We start from the raw sequence: 18511 nt of genomic DNA, 5'->3' as shown, positions 1-18511 counted from the left end.
TTGACAGACCCCTGTGACGGCGCGAGTGCCTCTCGCTCGACCAGGGCATGATCGTCGCGGCCCTCGGCAACGCGCTGACGGGTGACTCGCTGCGCGACTACGTCAGCGGGGGCGCGCTCCGCGACACGGTGCGACCGCTGATGCAGCAGGAGGTCTTCGCCTCGCGGGGGTGACGCCCCAGCCGGATCGACTCAGTCGATGACGTCGACGTGGACGTGGTCGCGGTGCTCGAGGATCGCATGGTCGCCGCCGGAGGACGACGGGACCCGGTAGTCGGTCCACCCGTCGTCCGAGCGCGAGCCGGCGTGCCAGATCCGGTCGTCGAAGATGAGCGTGTTGATGTCGAGGCGGTCGGCGTTGGCCACGAGGTAGGTGGCCAACGCCCAGCCCCGCTGCTGGTTCTCGGCGTTGATCGGGCGGAAGAAGATGTCGATCGCGCGGCCCTCGTAGTGAGCAGATCCCTCCATGTGGCCGCTCGAGACGCCCTCGGGCTCGAAGCCGCCGAGGGACAGGGGGCCGAAGCGCTCCTCCAGGTCGCGTCGTACGGCAGCGGCGCGCGTGACCAGCCCCTGCTCGTCGAGGTCGTCCGCGGCCTCGTCTGCGTCGCCGGGCACGTCGCACCACATCGTCCCGGGCGAGTTGCCGGTGAGCGCGGAGGCGAGGGCTCGGGCGTCGTCCTCGTGGTCGGCGTAGGCGTCCGGGAACGCTGAGCGCTGCACCTCCTGTGCCGCGACGGTGATGTCCATCTCGCGGTAGCCCTCGACCTTCACCAGCGCGTCGTAGAAGGCATTGGTCGCGTAGACGGGGTCCGTCAGCTGTGCGACCGTGCCCCAGCCCTGGGACGGTCGCTGCTGGAAGAGCCCGACGGAGTCGCGGTCGCCGTAGTCGATGTTGTAGAGCTTGGACTCCTGGAAGGCGGTGGCCAGGGCGATGCTCGCCGCCCTGGCGGGGAGGCCGCGCTCGATCGAGACGGCCGTGATCAGCGCGGCGTTCTCGGCCTGCTCGAGCTCGATGTCGACGGTGTGACCGTCGACCTCGGCGGTGCAGCCGCTGGAGTCGAGGATGGACGGGACGCCGCCGCGGTCGACCAGGACGAGCGCGGTCGCCACCGCACCGAGGGCGACCACCGCACCGATGGTCGCCGAACGCAGGAAGGGCACGGGACCTGCGCTAGTTGGCGTGCAGGGCGGCGTTGAGGGCGATTCCAGCCCCGTCGGACCCGCCCTTCCACGGCACCGCCTCGATGGCGCCGCTGACCGAGTTGCGACGGAAGAGGATGTTGTCGACGCCCGAGAGCGAGGCCGCCTTCACGACCTGCGGCTTGCCGTCCATGTCCTTGACGGTGACCTTGGTGCCGGCCGTGACGTAGCAACCGGCCTCCACGACGCAGTCGTCGCCGAGCGAGATGCCGATGCCCGCGTTGGCGCCGAGGAGGCAGCGCTGGCCGACCGAGATGACCTCCTTGCCGCCGCCCGACAGGGTGCCCATGATCGAGGAACCGCCGCCGACGTCGGAGCCGTCGCCGACCACGACGCCGGCCGAGATGCGGCCCTCGACCATCGAGGTGCCGAGGGTGCCGGCGTTGAAGTTCACGAAGCCCTCGTGCATCACGGTCGTGCCCTCGGCCAGGTGGGCGCCGAGGCGCACGCGGTCGGCGTCGGCGATGCGTACGCCGCTGGGCATGACGTAGTCGACCAGGCGCGGGAACTTGTCGACACCGAAGACGGTGACGTGCTGCCCGGTGGCGCGGAGCCGGGCCCGTGTGGCCTCGAAGCCCTCGACCGCGCAGGGTCCGGCGGAGGTCCACACCACGTTGGTGAGCAGGCCGAAGACGCCGTCCATCGACATGCCGTGCGGCTGCACGAGGCGCGTCGAGAGCAGGTGCAGCCGCAGCCACACGTCCTCGGTGGAGGCGGGTGCGTCGGCAAGGTCCGCGATCTCGACGAGCCGCACCTCGCTGCGTACGTCCCTGGCGTCGTCGCGGCCCTCGAGCGCCGTCAGCTCAGCCGGGGCGTCGCCCGCCGTCGCGCCGAGCACGGGGGAGGGGAACCAGACGTCGAGGACGGTGTCGCCGGAGAGCGTGGCGAGGCCGAAGCCGGAAGCAGCAGTCACGGGTCCAGCGTACGGAGGTGGTTCCACCCCGGGCGCTACTGCCCGGCGCGACCGTCCACGCACTCGCGCACGAGGTCCGCGTGACCGCAGTGGCGGGCGTACTCCTCGATCATGTGGACGATGATGTCGCGCACCTCGGTGGGTTCGCCGTGCACGTCGACCACGGTGTCGAGGTCGGTGCGGTCCAGCACCTCGCGGGCGTGGGCGATCTCCCCCTGCCACAGTGCGTGCGTGTCGCGGACCAGGTCGTCGTCGACGGCCGGGAGGTCGAAGCCCGCGTCCTCCTCCTGGAAGAGGCGCGGGATCTCCATGTGCGCCTCGATCACCCGGCGGAACCAGCTCTGCTCGACCCGCGCCATGTGGCGCACGAGCCCCAGCAGCGAGATGTTGGACGGCGGTACGGCCTTCGTGGCCAGCTGCTCGGCGCTCAGGTCGTCGCACTTGAGCGCGAGTGTCTGGCGGTAGTGCTCGAGATAGCCGACCAGGCACTCCCGCTCGCCGCGCGTCGGGCCCATCTGCATCCGCGGGTCCTGGTCGGAGGGGAGCCACATGCCGTCGTATCCGGGGTATGCCATGGACTCACCCAAGCGTGGCACCGCCGGGGTAGTCCAGTGAGTTGTGGCTGTCCCTCTCGGGTAGTCCAGTGAGTTCTGGCTGGTGCCGGGCCGATTTCCTAGCCAGTTTCCACTGGACTACCCCAAGCGGTTGTGGCCCCCATTGCCCTGTGGACGACCGGTACGGGCCCTGCTGACGGGGCAGGTTCCGTACGTGTTCATCCCACCGCCCTTCCACGAGCAGCGGCCCGGCCTGGTCGCACCGGTGCGGGTCGACCCTGAAGGCGTGCTCGGACCGAAGCGTGGTCAGGCACGTGGCCGACGATGGCGTAAGACGGGCTGCGGGCTGTGGGTTCCGAGCGACGTGCCGGTGACACCCGCGCAGCGAGCTGTGGAGGCCAGTGTGGTGCTCAAGGCGGATGAGGCGATCACGGGCTGGGCCGGTCTGGCCTGGCTGGGCGCGGCGTGGTTCGACGGCACCTGGGACGGGACGCGGCCGCGGCCGGTGACTGTGGTGGCGCGGCGCAACGTGAGGTCCCAGCCTGGTTTCGACGTGAGCCAGGAGTTCCTCCACCCGGCGGAGATCGTGGTCGTCGACGGGCTTCCCGTCACGCACGCCGTGCGATCAGTCACGTTCGAGATGAGGTACGCCGACTGTCTGGGTGCGGCGATCGAGGCGCTCGACATGGCCTGCTATTCGGACCTGGTGTCCCTGGCGGAGGTGGCGGCGTACGTCGAACAGCTCGGGCCCGTCACAGGCATCCAGCAGGCCCGGGACGCACTGGTCGAGGCCGACGAGAACTCGTGGTCGCCCCGCGAGACGGGCATGCGAGGCGTGTGGACGCGGCTGGCCTGTCTGCCGCGCCCGAGGTGCAACGTCCCTGTCTTCACGCTCGACGGCCGGCACGTCGGCACGCCGGACCTCATCGACCCGACGACCGGCCTGGTCGGGCTCTACCACGGTGACTCGCACCTCAGCCTCGTCGGAGCCTCCCAGGACAACCGGCAGGACGCGGACTTCCGTGCTCTCGGCCTGGAGCCGGTCGCGATGTTCGCGACGGACTGGGACGACCCCGGTGGCGTCGCTCGCAGGCTGGTCGATGCAGCAGCGCGAGCCCGCACACGGAAGAGCCGTGGATGGACCGTCGACCCGCCGTCATGGTGGACGCCCACGGACACGGTCGCACGGCGGCGAGCGCTGGCCGAGTGGCAGAAGAAGCGCTACCTCCGCTACCGGCGTGCTGCCTGACGGCGCGTGGCCGGGCCCCAACCGCGCGGGGTAGTCCAGTGAGGGATGGCCCCTCCGTGTGCCGATCCACAGCCATCCCTCACTGCACTACCGGGGCGCGCGAGCCAGAATTCACTGGACTACCCCGGCGGGGCGGGCCATCTCCCGCCGCGACGCGCCAATCGATTGGCGGGCACACGAGCCCGCGCCGTACGATCACCGCAGGCGTCTGAGCCGTCATCAGCGGCGAGCCACGGGAAGAACGGGTACGGCGATCCGGCCGGCACCTCACTAGAACCCGGCGGGTCCGGCCCGACACAGCCGGTTTGAGCGGGAGCCGAAGGGCTCCAAGCGAGGTGGTACCGCGTCAGCTCCCGTCGGGGGTGGGCGTCCTCGCGGGTTTCGAGACAGGACCTCGTCCTTCCTCAACCAGCGAGAGAGAGCCATGACGTACCCCAAGGTCTCCCACACCACCCAGGACCGGGCCGCGACCACCGTCGCGAGCAGCCCGAAGTTCCCGGCGATCGAGGAAGCGGTGCTCGCCTACTGGGAGGCCGACGACACCTTCCGCGCGAGCGTCGAGCAGCGTGACGCCGGCACCGACGGCGGCAACGAGTTCGTCTTCTACGACGGCCCGCCCTTCGCCAACGGCCTGCCGCACTACGGCCACCTGCTGACCGGCTACGTCAAGGACCTCATCCCGCGCTACCAGACCATGCGCGGCCGCAAGGTCGAGCGCCGCTTCGGGTGGGACACCCACGGACTGCCCGCCGAGCTCGAGGCGATGCGCCTCAACGGCATCAAGACCACCGACGAGATCGTCGAGCTGGGCATCGAGAAGTTCAACGAGGCCTGCCGCCAGTCGGTGCTGAAGTACACCGGTGAGTGGCGCGACTACGTCACCCGCCAGGCGCGCTGGGTCGACTTCGACAACGACTACCGCACGATGAACCCCGACTTCATGGAGTCGGTCATGTGGGCGTTCAAGCAGCTGCACGAGAAGGGCCTGGTCTACGAGGGCTTCCGCGTATTGCCCTACTGCTGGCAGGACGAGACCCCGCTGTCCAACCACGAGCTGCGGATGGACGACGACGTCTACCAGATGCGCCAGGACCCGGCTGTCACCGTCGGGTACGACGTCACGACCGAAGGGCCGCTCAAGGGAGTCAAGGTCCTCGTCTGGACGACGACCCCCTGGACCCTGCCGAGCAACCTCGCGGTGATGGTCGGCGAGGACATCGAGTACGTCGTCGTGGAGTCCGCCGCGCCGACCGGCAGCCCGGAGCGCTACCTGATCGCCGACGCCCGCCTGGCGTCGTACCAGCGCGAGCTCTATCCCGACACCGACGAGCCCACGATCGTCTCGCGTCACACCGGCGCCGAGCTGGTTGGCCTGGAGTACGCGCCGCCGTTCAGCTACTACGCCGGCCACGAGCGCGCGTTCCGCCTGGTGCCCGCAGAGTTCGTCACCACCACGGACGGCACCGGGCTGGTGCACACCGCCGGCGCCTTCGGTGAGGACGACAAGGTCGTCACCGACCGCGAGGGCATCGAGGCGGTCATGCCGGTCGGCAAGGACGGCCGCTTCACCTTCCCGGTCACCGACTACGAGGGCATGCAGGTCTTCGACGCCAACCTGCACGTGATCGACCACCTCAAGGCCGCGACCAACGGGGAGGGGGAGACCGGCTCCGTCACCCCCGGCACCGTCCTGGTGCGCCGCGAGACCTACGACCACTCCTACCCGCACTGCTGGCGCTGCCGGCAGCCGCTGATCTACAAGGGCGTCTCGTCGTGGTTCGTCGAGGTGACCAAGGTCAAGGAGCGGCTCATCGAGCTCAACCAGGACATCCGCTGGGTGCCCGAGCACATCAAGGACGGCCAGTTCGGCAAGTGGCTGGAGAACGCCCGTGACTGGTCGATCACCCGCAACCGCTTCTGGGGCTCGCCCGTCCCGGTGTGGAAGTCCGACGACGAGCACTACCCGCGCATCGACGTCTACGGCTCCTTCGAGGACATCGAGCGCGACTTCGGCCGGCTGCCGGTGGACAAGGACGGCACGCCCGACCTGCATCGCCCGTTCGTCGACGAGCTCACGCGCCCGAACCCCGACGACCCCACTGGCAAGAGCACCATGCGCCGCGTCACCGACGTCCTGGACGTCTGGTTCGACTCGGGCTCGATGTCGTTCGCCCAGGTGCACTACCCGTTCGAGAACAAGGACTGGTTCGACCACCACTTCCCGGGTGACTTCATCGTCGAGTACATCGGCCAGACCCGCGGCTGGTTCTACACGATGCACGTCCTGGCCGGCGCGATCTTCGACCGTCCGGCGTTCGCGACGTGCCTGAGCCACGGCATCGTCCTGGGCAACGACGGGCAGAAGATGTCGAAGTCGCTGCGCAACTACCCCGACGTGCGCGAGGTGTTCGACCGCGACGGCGCCGACGCGATGCGCTGGTTCCTGATGTCGAGCCCGATCCTGCGTGGCGGCAACCTCGTCGTCACCGAGCAGGGGATCCGCGACTCGGTGCGACAGGTGCTCATCCCGCTGTGGAACAGCTGGTCGTTCTTCACCCTGTACGCCAACGCTGCCGGCGACGGTGGGTACGACGCGCGCTGGCGCACCGACAGCGCGCACCCGATGGACCGCTACATCCTGGCCAAGCTGCGCGACTACGTCGCCGCGATGACCGACCAGCTCGACAACTACGAGGTGGCCTCCGCGTGCGACTCGACGCGCAGCTTCCTCGACGTGCTGACCAACTGGTACATCCGGCGCTCCCGCGAGCGCTTCTGGGACGAGGACGCCGACGCGTTCGACACCCTCTACACGGTGCTGGAGGTCGTCTGCCGGGTCACCGCACCGCTGATGCCCCTGACGACCGAGGAGGTCTGGCGCGGTCTCACCGGGGAGCGCTCGGTGCACCTCACCGACTGGCCCGCCGCCGACGAGCTGCCCGCCGACGAGGCGCTCGTGGCGTCGATGGACACCGTCCGCGACGTCTGCTCGGCCGGCTCCGCGCTGCGCAAGGCCGCCAACCTCCGCAACCGCCTGCCGCTCTCGAGGCTCACGGTGGTCACCGAGGCCGACCTGTCCGGCTTCGGCACGCTGGTGGCCGACGAGCTCAACCTCAAGGGGGTCGAGCTGCTGGCGGCCGACGCCCCGGAGGCGGCGGCGTACGGCGTCTCGCAGCGGCTCACCGTCAACGCCCGCGCCGCCGGCCCCCGCCTCGGCAAGGACGTCCAGCTCGCGATCAAGGGCTCGAAGTCGGGTGACTGGTCGGTCGCCGACGACGGCACGGTCACTGTAGGCGGGCTCGCGCTCGCCGAGGGGGAGTACGCCCTCGAGACGGTTGCCGGAACGTCGGCCGACGACACCGTGATCGGCATGCTGCCGCGCGGCGGCTTCGTCGTCCTCGACACCGCAGTGACGCCCGAGCTCGAGGCCGAGGGCGCCGCCCGCGACCTGGTCCGCGCGGTCCAGCAGGCCCGCAAGGACGCAGGGCTTCAGGTCAGCGACCGGATCGCGCTGACGATCAGTGCCCCGGCCGCGACGCTCGATGCGGCCCGGACCCACGAGGCCCTGATCGCCGAGGAGACGCTGGCGACCAGCGTGTCGTACGCCGAGGCCGCCGCGGTCGCGGTCGAGGTGGTCGAGGCCTGATTGGATGGGCCGCATGCCCCACCTCGATCTCTCGGCCGACGTCGTCACCCTCACCCAGCAGCTCGTCGACATCGAGTCGGTCTCCCACCACGAGCAGGAGATCGCCGATGCCGTCGAGGCGGCGCTGCGCGCGCTGCCGCACCTGACGCTCACCCGTCGCGGCCACACCGTGGTTGCGCGGACCGACCTCGGGCGCGGTGAGCGCGTGGTGATCGCCGGCCACCTCGACACGGTCCCGCTCAACGACAACCTGCCCTCGCGCCTCGAGGACGGCATCCTCCACGGCCTCGGCAGCTGCGACATGAAGGGCGGCGACGCAGTCATGCTCAAGCTCGCCGCCGACCTCACCGAGCCCAACCGCGACCTCACCTTCATCTTCTACGAGGCGGAGGAGGTCGACTCGGTCCACAACGGCCTGCGCAAGCTCACCGAGAGCGACCCCGAGCTGCTGGAGGCCGACTTCGCGATCCTCATGGAGCCCAGCAACGCGGCGATCGAGGCCGGTTGCCAAGGGACGATGCGCGTCGACGTACGCACCACCGGCGAGCGCGCGCACAGTGCCCGCAGCTGGAAGGGCGTCAACGCGATCCACCTCGCCGGCCCGGTCCTGGCGCGACTCAACGACTACGTCGCCCGCGAGCCCGAGATCGACGGCCTGAGGTACCACGAGGGCCTCAACGCCACCGGCATCCGCGGCGGCGTCGCCGGCAACGTGATCCCCGACGAGTGCGTGGTCGAGGTCAACTTCCGCTTCGCCCCCGACCGCAGCGAGACCGACGCCGAGGCGTTCGTCCGCGACTTCTTCGAGGGGTACGACGTCACGGTGACCGACCTCGCCGTGGGCGCACTGCCGGGTCTCGACCGCCCCGCGGCCAAGGCGTTCGTCGACGCGGTCGGTGGTGAGGCCATGCCGAAGTTCGGGTGGACCGACGTCGCCCAGTTCACCAAGCTCGGTGTCCCGGCGGTCAACTTCGGCCCGGGCGATCCGATGTTCGCCCACAAGCAGGACGAGCACGTCCCCACCGAGCACATCGAACGCTGCGAGCGGATCCTCAAGGAGTGGCTGGCATGACGGATCCGGGCACGAACGACCGGGGCCACGACCGGATGCAGGGGCCCGTCGTCACCCGCCGCAGCCAGGTCGACGAGGGCGGCAGCACCACCGACCAGCGCCTCCTCGACTCGCGGGGGCCGACCGACTGGGTGCACACCGACCCGTGGCGCGTGCTGCGGATCCAGGCCGAGTTCGTCGAGGGCTTCGGCGCGCTGGCCGAGCTCGGTCCGGCGATCGCCGTCTTCGGCTCGGCCCGCACCCCGGTCGACCACCCCTTCTACGCGATCGGCGAGGAGGCCGGGCGCAAGCTGGCCGAGGCCGGCTTCGCAGTGATCACCGGCGGCGGTCCGGGCGCGATGGAGGCCGCCAACAAGGGGGCCTGCCAGGCCGGGGGAGTGAGCGTCGGCCTCGGCATCGAGCTGCCCTTCGAGTCGGGCCTCAACCAGTGGGTCGACAAGGGCATCAACTTCCGTTACTTCTTCGCCCGCAAGACCATGTTCGTCAAGTACTCCCAAGGGTTCGTGGTCCTCCCCGGCGGTCTCGGCACCCTGGACGAGCTCTTCGAGGCGCTCACGCTGGTGCAGACCCAGAAGGTCACCAGCTTCCCGATCGTGCTGGTCGGTACGGCGTACTGGTCGGGGCTCGTCGGCTGGCTGCGGGACACCGCGATGGCCGAGGGCAAGATCAACCCCTCCGACCTCGACATGTTCGTCGTGACCGACGACATCGACGAGGCGGTCGCGCTCATGGTCGCGTCGAAGGAAGCGCCCTGATGATGTGGCTCTTCGCCCTCCTCATCGTGCTCGCCATGGGCGGCGTCGCCATGGTCGCGTCGGGACGCGGCGGCTCGATGGCACCGGCGTACGACGACCGGCCCGACCTGGCGCTGCCCACGGACGGCCCGATCGAGGCTCAGGACCTCCGCACGGTGCGGTTCCCGCTCGCGGTCCGCGGGTACCGGATGTCCGACGTCGACGCACTCCTGGCCCGGCTGGCGACCGAGCTCGAGGACCGCACTGGTCCGGACCGCGACGGTGACTCGTCTGGCGACGCCACGGGCGCCTAGGGCAGACTGCCGCCAATGTCGTTCCCGATCGTGGTCTACATCCTCACGGCGCTCGCTGCCGTGGCGATCATCCTGACCCGTCTGCGCCTCAGCGGTGACGACGCGGCCGGCCGGTTCTCCATCAGCCGGCGACTTCCGGTGGTCCACTTCGTGGCCGGGATCCTCGCGCTGGTGCTGTGGCTGGGCGTGCTGGTGGCGCCGGAGGACACGCTCGTGGGTGGCCCGCTGGTCGGCATCCTGGCCATCGCGCTGTGGTGGATCACGGCCGTCTGCGGCCTGCTGATCCTCGCGCGGTGGCTGCCCGCCAAGGGGCGGCACGCCCCGGAGGCCACCGGCGACAGCTGGAGCAAAGGGCCCGGGCTCTCGCTGCTGGCACACCTCGGGATGTCGGTCGGCGTCCTCGTGTTCACCTACGCCTACCTCACCGCCGCCGTCTGATGAGGCGGCTCGCCGCGGCCGTCCTCCTGGCGGCGGGATTCGCCGCGCCCCTGCCCGCGAGCGCCGCGTCCGTGACGGACGACCGTCCCGCGGTCGTGGAGGTCCGCACCATCGGGTACTCGGTCAGGGGCCGGCCGATCCGGGCCTGGCGTCTGGGGGAGCCGGGCAAGCGACGCATGGTGCTCATCTCCACCATGCACGGCAACGAGCCGCACACCCGCGGGATCCTCGAGGCGCTGCGCGACGGGCGTGCGATCCGCGGCATCGACCTGTGGGTCGTCCCGACCTACAACCCCGACGGGCTCGCACGCGGCACCCGCCGCAACGCCCGCGGTGTCGACCTCAACCGCAACTTCCCCTACAGGTGGGCCGACCTCGACGGCAGCTACGAGTCCGGCCGACGGCCCGCGAGCGAGCCGGAGACCCGCGCGGTGATGGCGTTCCTGGAGGAGGTCGACCCCCGCCGGGTGGTGAGCTTCCACCAGCCCCTGCTGGGTGTGGACACCGACACCAAGGACCCGCGCTTCGCCCGCCGTCTCGCCCGTGCCCTGCGGCTGCCTCCGACGTCCCTCGACTGCGGTGGGCTGTGCCACGGCACCATGACGATGTGGTTCAACCACCGCTTCCGCGGCTCCGCGCTCACCGTCGAGTACGGCAGCCGCCCGTCACGCCACCGGATGGTCGTCCAGGCGCCGCGCCAGGTGCTCGGCGTGCTCGGGGCACACCGCACCTCCCACGACTGAACCGCCCGATCAACGACCCTGGAAGACCGGCTTCTCCTTGGTGACGAACGCGTTCACCGCGGCCAGGTGGTCCTCGGTCCCGCCGGTGAGGGCCATCTTCTCGGCCTCGAAGGCGAGCGACTCCTCCAGCGGGTGGGAGGCGCTGTAGGCCACGGCCTGACGGATGGACCCGAAGGCGACGGTCGGTCCGGCGGAGAGTCGGGCGGCGAGCTCGCCGACGGCCGCGGCGAAGTCGGCCTCCGGCACCACCTGCGTGGCCAGCCCCAGCTCGAGCGCCTCCTGCGCGGAGACGGTGCGGGGGAAGTAGAGGAGCTCCATCGCCCTGGCCCGTCCGACCAGGCGCGGCAGCGTCCAGCTCGAGCCGGTGTCGCACGACAGCGCGACCCCGGCGAAGGAGGTGTTGTAGCCGGCCGAGTCGACCAGGATCCGGAAGTCCGCAGCGAAGGCCAGGCTTGCTCCGGCGCCGGCCGCGACCCCGTTGACCGCCGCGATCACCGGCTTCGGCATCGTCGAGAGCGCGAGCATGATCGGGTTGTAGTGCTTCTCCACGGTGTCCGACAGCGGGATGTCGGCGTCGCCCTTCAGGCCGGCGAGGTGCTCCTTGAGGTCCTGGCCCACGCAGAAGGCCCGTCCGCTGCCCGTCAGCACCACGCAGCGGACCGCCGGATCGCCGGCCACCTGCTGCACCGTCGCGAGGAGCAGGTCCTTGGTCGCGACGTCGAGACCGTTCATCGCATCGGGCCGGTTGAGGGTGATCGTGGCCACCGAGTCGACGACGTCGAGGAGGACCGGAGCAGTCGTGGGGATGGTCATGGCAGCAGTGTGCCCGACGCACATCCACCCCTCCGTGTGCCCTGTGGTGCCGATCACGTGCGTCATGAGGGATAATGGACGCGTACGACGCCTATCGGGGCGGCCAGGCACGACTCAGCCGCCTCGATTGGCATGTGAAGAGCCCTCCATCGCCGAACAAGATGGCTGAAACAGGAAGAGGTGCGCCGATGGCCGCCATGAAGCCCCGCACGGGCGACGGACCGCTCGAGGTCACCAAGGAAGGCCGCGGCATCGTCATGCGCGTCCCGCTCGAGGGCGGAGGCCGGCTCGTGGTCGAGCTCAACGCCGAGGAGGCGACGAATCTCGGTGACGCCCTCAAGGGCGTCGTCGGCTGATCGTGGCCACCACAGCGCAGCTGCCCACCCAGGTCTCCCCGCCCGAGTTCGCGCTCAGCCCCGCGCTGCCGCACCAGATCGGCGGGGCCGAGGTCTGGGCCTTCCCGGTCCTCCCTGACCCCGACGGCCTGCTGCTCGGACCCGGGGCCGACGAGGCGTCCGAGGCCCTCGGCCTCGACCTGCTGGCGGCTCTCGAGGCGGCCCGCGCCACCGGCCGGGCCGGTGAGGTCACCTCGATCCCGGTGGCACCTCTCGAGCGCAGCGGCGAGGTCAGCCTGGTGCTCCTCGTCGGGGTGGGCGAGGGCTCGGTCACGGACTTCCGTCGCGCCGGCGCCGCCCTGGCCCGCGCCACGAAGGACCGCGCCAACGTGGTCACCTCGCTCGCGGCGATCGCCCCCGACGAGGGCGTCAGCGCCGTCGTCGTCGGCGCGATGCTCGGCTCCTTCGCGTTCCACTGGCGCTCCACCGGCCCGCAGGAGCGGCCCGTGGCTCGCATCGTGCTCGCCGACATCAGCGACGACGGCGCGGACGACGAGCTGGCCCGCGCGCTCGCGCTGGGCGGCGCCGGGTGGCGCGCGCGTGCCCTCGCCACCGTGCCGGCCAACCTCAAGACACCGGCCTGGCTGGCCGAGCAGGCCGTGGAGGTCGGCGAGGCTGCCGGGCTCGACGTCACCGTCTGGGACGAGAAGCGGCTCGCCGCCGAGGGCTTCGGCGGCATCCTCGCCGTCGGCGGCGGCTCGGTGCACCCGCCGCGGATGATCCGGATGGACTACACCCCGCGCGGTGCCTCCAAGCGGATGCCCACCGTCGTGCTCGTCGGCAAGGGCATCACCTTCGACAGCGGCGGCCTCGACATCAAGCCCAGCGAGAGCATGCTGACGATGAAGCGCGACATGAGCGGCGGTGGCGCGGTGATCGCCGCGATGGCCGCGCTGCGCGACGTCGGCTGCCCGGTCCGGGTGATCGGCCTGGTCCCGGCCGCGGAGAACGCCGTCAGCGGGTCCGCGATGCGTCCCGGTGACGTGATCACCCACTTCGGCGGTCGTACGTCCGAGGTCAACAACACCGACGCCGAGGGCCGCCTGGTGCTGGCGGACGCGATGGCGTACGCCGTCTCGGAGCTGTCGCCGACCGTGCTGGTCGACATCGCCACCCTCACCGGGGCGATGAAGGTGGCGCTGGGCCAGTGGACCGGCGGCTACTTCGCCAACGACGAGGTCCTGGCCGGACACATGGAGTCGGCGGCCGTCGACTCCGGCGAGAGCCTCTGGCGGATGCCGCTGGTCAAGGACTACGAGGAGCGGGTGACGTCGAAGATCGCCGACGGCGACAACGCCGCCGGTGGTGCCGGTGCGATCACCGCAGCCCTCTACCTCCAGCACTTCGCGGGCGACGTGCCGTGGGCCCACATCGACTTCGCCTCCGCGGCGGAGTCACCGTCCGACCGTCACGAGTGGACGGCCGGACCCAGCGGCTTCGGTCCCCGGCTCCTGCTGTCCTGGCTCGGGTCCGAGGACCCGCTCGCGGGCATCGCCTGATGCCGGGACCGACCTGATGCTGGGCCTCACGGTCCGCTGGTCGCTCACCGAGGCGCCCGACGGTGTCGAGGAGCAGCTCGCGACCTACATCGCCGAGACCTCGCACGCGCGCTTCACCGGCATGGCCGGACTGCGCTTCAAGACCTGGCGGATGGTGCCGGGCCAGTGGTTCGAGGGCTGCTACGTCTTCGCGAGCACCGAGGCGCGCGCGGAGTTCGAGCGCACCTTCACCGCCGGCGCTGCGGAGTCGCCGGGAGCGCAGATCATCGGCTCCCCCCCGATCCTCATCGAGGCGTGCGACATCGTCGCGGTCGCCGAGGGCTGGGACGGTTTCGAGGCCCTGCGCTGAGGTCAGGCTTCGGGGGCCCATTCCTTCTTGGCGGCCAGCAGGCCGTCGCCGATGGGCAGCAGCACCGGCACGAGCGAGTCGTGCTCGAGGATCGTGCGGCCGAGGTCGCGGATGGTGACCGTCTCCTCGTCGCGCTGTGCGGGGTCGGCCACCCGGTCGTGCCACAGCGCGTTGTCGAAGGCCACGATGCCGCCGGGGCGCAGCAGGCGCAGCGCCTCCTTGAGGTAGGCGGCGTACTCCCGCTTGTCGCCGTCGCAGAACACCAGGTCGTAGTGGCCGTCGGTGAGGCGGGGCAGGACGTCGAGCCCGGCGCCGGCGATCGTGCGGGCGCGGTTGGCCGGGATGCCGGCCTCGGCGAAGGTCTCCTTGGCCAGACGCTGGTGCTCGGCCTCGATGTCGACCGTGGTCAGCACGCCGTCGGCGCGCATGCCGCGCAGCAGCCAGAGGCCGGAGACGCCGGTGCCCGTGCCGATCTCGACGACCGCGCGGGCGTCCAGGACCGAGGCCAGGAAGCGCAGCGCGGCGCCCACGCCGGAGCCGACCGGAGCCACTCCGACCTCCTCGGCGCGGCTGCGCGCGGCGGCGAGGATGTCGTCCTCGGCGACGAACGACTCGGCATAGGTCCAGCTCGCTGGCTTGATCGAGGCAGTGTGGTGGGGCACGGGCGCGACTCTATCGCGCAGCAGCGGCCCGACGTGGCCGGGAACACACGCGCCACCTCGCTCGTTGGACGCAGTACGCCGCCACGTCGGGCCTGCACGCACGCAGGCCCGGGTCCGGCGAAGTTCTTGGTCGGAGCGCATGAGGTTCACAGGGAACTCTCAGGCGGACTACCTAGCGTCGGGAAGGACAGCGACACCGTTGCAGCTGCGGTCGAGGAAGATCACGAGCCAGGGGGAACCCGTGGGCGAGCAGGTCGACACCACCCACGTGGAGGGCGACGCGCAGGGGGCCGTCCCGACGTGGGACGAGGTCGTCGAGCAGCACTCCGACCGCGTCTTCCGCCTCGCCTACCGACTGACGGGCAACCGTCCTGACGCCGAGGACCTGACGCAGGAGGTCTTCGTACGCGTCTTCCGCTCGCTCGACTCCTACACCCCCGGCACCTTCGAGGGCTGGCTGCACCGGATCACGACCAACCTCTTCCTCGACGGCGCCCGCCGCAAGCAGCGGATCCGCTTCGACCCCCTCTCCGACGAGCGTGCCGAGCGGCTCACGAGCCCGGCCCTCCCGCCGGAGCTCGCCCTTGCCGATCGGACCTTCGACGACGACATCGAGAGAGCCCTCGCCACGCTGCCGCCGGACTTCCGCGCTGCCGTGGTGCTGTGCGACGTCGAGGGTCTCAGCTACGAGGAGATCGCAGAGATCATGGACGCCAAGCTCGGCACTGTCCGCTCACGCATCCACCGCGGGCGCAGCATGCTCCGCAAGGCCCTCGCGCACCGCGAGCCGGCCGCGGGTCAGCAGCGCTACCGGGGAGCGGTGTCCTGATGACCCACCTCGGAGCACGTGTCAGTGCCCTCGTCGACGGCCACCTCGCGCCCGACGAGGAGGAGCGCTGCTGGAACCACGTCCACGGCTGCCACACCTGCCGTGACCTCGTCGAGCACGAGGGCTGGGTCAAGACGCAGCTCGCGCAGCTCTCCCTCGGCTCTTCGGAGACGTCCCACGACTTCAAGTCCGCACTGGTGGGACGCTGCTCGGCCCTGGCGCCCGCCGCAGGCGGCTCGGCGCTGAGGCCGGCTGCGTTCGCGACCTCCCACCGCCCGCGCCGTGGCCTCGTGGCCATCGGCGGCGGCGCTGCGAGTGCCTGCGTCGTCGGGGTGCTGGCGCTCGGCGTCGCAGGTTCCCCGCGGGTCGAGCCGCGCCCGCCGGTCACCGACCTGAGCCGTCCGGCCGTCCCGGCCGGCCAGCTCACCGGGGTCGACGACCGTGGTGCCCGCGGCCCGGTCTCACCCTCCCGGATGCCCCTGGCCGAGCGCCTCGTGGCGATCCGGGAGAAGATTGCTCCGTGAGCGACGAGCACAGGCCCGACGACCAGGCACCCGACCAGGCACCCGACGAGGCACCCGAGCACGCTCCCGAGGAGCCGACCCAGCCCCTGGCCGGATGGAGCCCGCAGCCCGAGCCCCACCCCGAGCAGCCGGTCGAGCCCGGCCCCGAGCAGTCGGTCGAGCCCGAGCCGTCCGTGCAGCCCGACGGCCAGGCGTACGGGATGGTCGCGGACCCGCCGCCCGACGAGCCGGCGCCCGCGCCTCGGGTTCCGCAGGCCGAGCAGCCGCGTCCCTACGAGCCGGCCGCACCGACGGTGCCCTTTGCTCCCGCCGGCTCCGGACCGGCGTACTTCGGTCCCGGACCCGGCCCCTACGGTGGCCAGCCCGGCTACGGCCAGCCCGGCCCGTACGGACAACCCGACTACCTCCAGCAGGGCGGCCCCACGCGCACCCGCAAGCTGCCGCTCTGGGTCTGGCCCGCCGTCGCGGCGCTGGCGCTGCTCGTCGGCATCCTCGGCGGCCTCGCAGGCGGTGCGCTCCAGGACCAGCTCGCCTCCAACCGTGGGACGGTCGACAACGGACTCGAGGGCGTACGCACGCAGACCGCTGCGCCGCTCGACGCCGACAACGGGTCGGTCCCGGCCGTCGCCCAGGCACTCCTCCCGAGCACCGTGCAGATCGTGGCCGCGTTCGGCGGCGAGGACGGCGGCGCCACGGGCTCGGGCTTCGTGCTGGACCGCGAGGGCCACGTGGTGACCAACAACCACGTGGTGGCCTCCGCCGCTGCCGACGACGGCGCGATCACGGTGATTGACCACGAGGGCGTACGCCACGAGGCCACCGTGGTCGGACGCAGCGCTGTCTACGACCTCGCAGTCCTCGACGTCGACGGTGCCGAGTCCCTCGAGCCGGCCGCCCTCGGCGCCTCGCAGGTGCTGCGCGTCGGCGACTCCGTGATCGCCTTCGGCGCCCCGCTGGGCCTGAGCCAGACCGTCACGTCGGGCATCGTGAGTGCCCTCAACCGACCGGTGACGACGTCGGGTGAGTCCGACGACGAGTCGTCCTACATCAACGCCGTGCAGACCGACGCCGCCATCAACCCCGGCAACTCCGGTGGCCCGCTGGTCAACCTCGCCGGCGAGGTGGTGGGCGTGAACTCCGCGATCGCCACCAACGGCGGGAGCTCCGGTGAGGCCGGCAACATCGGTGTCGGGTTCGCGATCCCGATCGAGCAGGTCCGCACGACGGTGGACCAGATCCTGCGGACCGGGGAGGCGGAGTATCCCGTCATCGGCGCCCAGGTGCGTACGGGCGGGGAGACCGACGCGGCCGGTGCGACGATCACCGAGGTCATGCCGGACACGCCCGCCGCGCGCGCCGGGCTGGAGAAGGACGACGTGATCACCGCGGTCGACGACCAGCCGGTGAGTGACGGGATCGCCCTGATCGTGGCGATCCGGACCCACCTGCCCGGAGAGACCGTGGAGATGTCGGTCGTGCGGGGCGGCGAGGAGCAGGTCGTCGAGGTCGAGCTCGACGGCAAGGTCGGGTAGTCACCCCACCTCAGGACGGGTCGGTGTCGGCGTCCGCGTCGACGAACGGGTGCTGGTCGACGAACTGCTTGGTCTCGGCATACATCCGCTGGATGAACTCCTCGAGCTGTGCCCGCTCGACGCGCCACTGGCCGCGACCGCCGATCTTGATCGCCGGCAGGTCGCCGCGGCGCACGAGGGCGTAGACCTGCGCGCCTGAGGTGTTGAGCACGTCGGCGACGTCGGCGAGCGTCAGGAAGCGGGGGTCCTCGGGCATGGGGCCATCGTGCCACCGACGCCGAGGCGCCCGACGCCGGCCGGCCGGTGCCTGTGGAGAGACAGGTGTGAACCGGGCCGTCTGTGGCAATGATGGTCCTGTGTCTCGGAACGTGTCTCGCACCGTGTCTCCCCAGCCGCCCCGCCAGCCGGGCGCGGTCGACGTGCCGGCGGCGGCTCGCGCCGCCTCCTCAGGGTGGCGCGATCCGCGCCTGTGGGTCGGCGTCGTGCTCGTGACCGGATCGGTGGTCGCCGGAGCGCGCCTGCTGTCGGGCGCGGACGACATGACCGCCGTCTGGTCGGCCTCCACCGACCTCGTCGCCGGCCAGACGTTGACGGCCGACGACCTCACCGCGACCCGGCTGCGGTTCGACGACGGCGCCGACGAGCAGCGCTACCTTGCGGTCGAGGACGAGCTCCCCGCCGCGCTCACGCTCGACCGGCCGCTGGCCGCCGGCGAGCTGGTGCCTGCCGGAGCGCTGGGGGAGGAGACCGACGACGACACCGTGGCGGTCTCGATCGCCGTCGCCGCCGAGCACGTCCCCACCGACCTGGCCCGCGGGTCCACCGTCGACGTGTGGGTCATCGGTGAGGACCGGCGTCAGCGAGCGGCGGCCGAGCTCGTCCTTGCCGACGTGCTGATCCTCGACGCGCCGGTGGTCTCCGACGGCTTCGCCGCGGCGACCTCCCGGCAGCTGGTGCTGGCCGTGCCGCAGGACGACGAGGAGTCGCTGGGGATGGTCCTGGCCGCGAGCGGGGACAACCGCGTCCGCGTCGTCGGCCGGGGCTGA

21 protein-coding genes are annotated in these 18511 nt (G+C 71.3%); 15 read left to right on the top strand and 6 right to left on the bottom strand.

The genetic code is table 11. The features are described from left to right. Nucleotides 1-47: 47 nt before the first annotated feature. Nucleotides 48-173: a hypothetical protein gene (locus BM127_RS22945; protein ID WP_269212860.1), complete on the top strand. Its 126-nt coding sequence runs from the start codon at nt 48-50 to the stop codon at nt 171-173. A gap of 18 nt (nt 174-191) precedes the next feature. Here the strand turns inward: BM127_RS22945 and BM127_RS00685 are convergent, their stop codons facing one another. From BM127_RS00685 to BM127_RS00675, 3 genes are read right to left on the bottom strand one after another with little or no spacing between them, the layout of a single operon-like run. Then, a complete protein-coding gene (locus tag BM127_RS00685) occupies nt 192-1160 on the bottom strand; it encodes a VldE C-terminal domain-containing protein (RefSeq protein WP_372476562.1) in 969 nt (322 codons plus the stop codon). A 10-nt stretch (nt 1161-1170) separates the two neighbouring features. Further along, complete coding sequence (dapD, locus tag BM127_RS00680; RefSeq protein ID WP_091193071.1) at nt 1171-2112, bottom strand: 2,3,4,5-tetrahydropyridine-2,6-dicarboxylate N-succinyltransferase; 942 nt, start codon at nt 2110-2112, stop codon at nt 1171-1173. A 35-nt stretch (nt 2113-2147) separates the two neighbouring features. Beyond that, the gene (locus BM127_RS00675) at nt 2148-2687 is read right to left on the bottom strand and encodes a DinB family protein (protein ID WP_091193070.1); all 540 of its coding nucleotides are present in this window, start codon (nt 2685-2687) and stop codon (nt 2148-2150) included. Between the two features lie 193 nt (nt 2688-2880). On the opposite strand from BM127_RS00675, the gene BM127_RS00670 reads away from it, so the two are divergent. From BM127_RS00670 to BM127_RS00640, 7 genes are all read left to right on the top strand, one after another. Further along, the gene (locus BM127_RS00670) at nt 2881-3915 is read left to right on the top strand and encodes a hypothetical protein (protein ID WP_139227532.1); all 1035 of its coding nucleotides are present in this window, start codon (nt 2881-2883) and stop codon (nt 3913-3915) included. Between the two features lie 424 nt (nt 3916-4339). Further along, entirely contained in the window at nt 4340-7561 is a 3222-nt protein-coding gene (gene ileS / locus BM127_RS00665; protein ID WP_091193067.1) for an isoleucine--tRNA ligase, read from the top strand. A 13-nt stretch (nt 7562-7574) separates the two neighbouring features. Beyond that, entirely contained in the window at nt 7575-8633 is a 1059-nt protein-coding gene (gene dapE / locus BM127_RS00660) for a succinyl-diaminopimelate desuccinylase (protein ID WP_091195251.1), read from the top strand. Then, nucleotides 8630-9388 carry an LOG family protein gene (locus tag BM127_RS00655; RefSeq protein WP_091193065.1) on the top strand — a complete coding sequence of 253 codons (759 nt, stop codon included), beginning with the start codon at nt 8630-8632 and terminating at the stop codon, nt 9386-9388. The genes dapE and BM127_RS00655 overlap by 4 nt, the downstream gene beginning before the upstream one ends. Then, a complete protein-coding gene (locus BM127_RS00650; RefSeq protein ID WP_231263146.1) occupies nt 9388-9681 on the top strand; it encodes a DivIVA domain-containing protein in 294 nt (97 codons plus the stop codon). The genes BM127_RS00655 and BM127_RS00650 overlap by 1 nt, the downstream gene beginning before the upstream one ends. Before the next feature lie 15 nt (nt 9682-9696). Continuing rightward, nucleotides 9697-10119: a hypothetical protein gene (locus BM127_RS00645; protein WP_091193064.1), complete on the top strand. Its 423-nt coding sequence runs from the start codon at nt 9697-9699 to the stop codon at nt 10117-10119. Then, nucleotides 10119-10862 carry a M14 family zinc carboxypeptidase gene (locus BM127_RS00640; RefSeq protein ID WP_091193063.1) on the top strand — a complete coding sequence of 248 codons (744 nt, stop codon included), beginning with the start codon at nt 10119-10121 and terminating at the stop codon, nt 10860-10862. Before BM127_RS00645 ends, BM127_RS00640 begins: the two co-directional genes overlap by 1 nt. A 9-nt stretch (nt 10863-10871) precedes the next feature. Here BM127_RS00640 and BM127_RS00635 read toward each other — a convergent pair whose 3' ends face one another. Continuing rightward, nucleotides 10872-11675 (bottom strand): enoyl-CoA hydratase/isomerase family protein, encoded by an 804-nt coding sequence (locus BM127_RS00635; RefSeq protein ID WP_091195246.1) that lies wholly within the window; start codon nt 11673-11675, stop codon nt 10872-10874. 188 nt (nt 11676-11863) lie between these two features. Between BM127_RS00635 and BM127_RS00630 the strand changes: the two genes are divergently transcribed. Genes BM127_RS00630 through BM127_RS00620 form a run of 3 tightly spaced genes read left to right on the top strand, consistent with a single transcriptional unit; the run spans nt 11864 to nt 13918 of the window. Further along, on the top strand, nt 11864-12031 hold the full coding sequence (locus BM127_RS00630; RefSeq protein ID WP_175507292.1) for a DUF3117 domain-containing protein: 168 nt from the start codon (nt 11864-11866) through the stop codon (nt 12029-12031). A gap of 2 nt (nt 12032-12033) precedes the next feature. Continuing rightward, nucleotides 12034-13569 (top strand): leucyl aminopeptidase family protein, encoded by a 1536-nt coding sequence (locus BM127_RS00625; protein WP_091193060.1) that lies wholly within the window; start codon nt 12034-12036, stop codon nt 13567-13569. A gap of 16 nt (nt 13570-13585) precedes the next feature. Then, a complete protein-coding gene (locus BM127_RS00620; protein ID WP_091193058.1) occupies nt 13586-13918 on the top strand; it encodes a hypothetical protein in 333 nt (110 codons plus the stop codon). Nucleotides 13919-13920: 2 nt separating this feature from the next. On the opposite strand, the gene BM127_RS00615 is transcribed toward BM127_RS00620, so the two are convergent. Next, nucleotides 13921-14580, bottom strand: a complete 660-nt coding sequence (locus BM127_RS00615; RefSeq protein WP_231263147.1) for an O-methyltransferase — start codon at nt 14578-14580, stop codon at nt 13921-13923. A 241-nt stretch (nt 14581-14821) separates the two neighbouring features. Here BM127_RS00615 and sigE point away from each other — a divergent pair, with 241 nt between their 5' ends. From sigE to BM127_RS00600, 3 genes are read left to right on the top strand one after another with little or no spacing between them, the layout of a single operon-like run. Then, complete coding sequence (sigE, locus tag BM127_RS00610; protein ID WP_231263148.1) at nt 14822-15409, top strand: RNA polymerase sigma factor SigE; 588 nt, start codon at nt 14822-14824, stop codon at nt 15407-15409. Then, nucleotides 15409-15933, top strand: a complete 525-nt coding sequence (locus BM127_RS00605) for a hypothetical protein (protein WP_091193055.1) — start codon at nt 15409-15411, stop codon at nt 15931-15933. The genes sigE and BM127_RS00605 overlap by 1 nt, the downstream gene beginning before the upstream one ends. Next, on the top strand, nt 15930-17465 hold the full coding sequence (locus BM127_RS00600; RefSeq protein WP_091193053.1) for a trypsin-like peptidase domain-containing protein: 1536 nt from the start codon (nt 15930-15932) through the stop codon (nt 17463-17465). Before BM127_RS00605 ends, BM127_RS00600 begins: the two co-directional genes overlap by 4 nt. A gap of 10 nt (nt 17466-17475) precedes the next feature. On the opposite strand, the gene BM127_RS00595 is transcribed toward BM127_RS00600, so the two are convergent. Further along, nucleotides 17476-17721: a helix-turn-helix domain-containing protein gene (locus tag BM127_RS00595; RefSeq protein ID WP_091193051.1), complete on the bottom strand. Its 246-nt coding sequence runs from the start codon at nt 17719-17721 to the stop codon at nt 17476-17478. 112 nt (nt 17722-17833) lie between these two features. Here BM127_RS00595 and BM127_RS00590 point away from each other — a divergent pair, with 112 nt between their 5' ends. Continuing rightward, nucleotides 17834-18511 carry a CpaB family protein gene (locus BM127_RS00590; RefSeq protein WP_139227530.1) on the top strand — a complete coding sequence of 226 codons (678 nt, stop codon included), beginning with the start codon at nt 17834-17836 and terminating at the stop codon, nt 18509-18511.

Source organism: Nocardioides alpinus, assembly GCF_900112035.1.
Taxonomy (GTDB): Bacteria; Actinomycetota; Actinomycetes; order Propionibacteriales; family Nocardioidaceae; genus Nocardioides; species Nocardioides alpinus.
The sequence above is the reverse complement of the archived record's forward strand: the minus strand, read 5'-3'. Positions and strand labels throughout refer to the sequence as shown.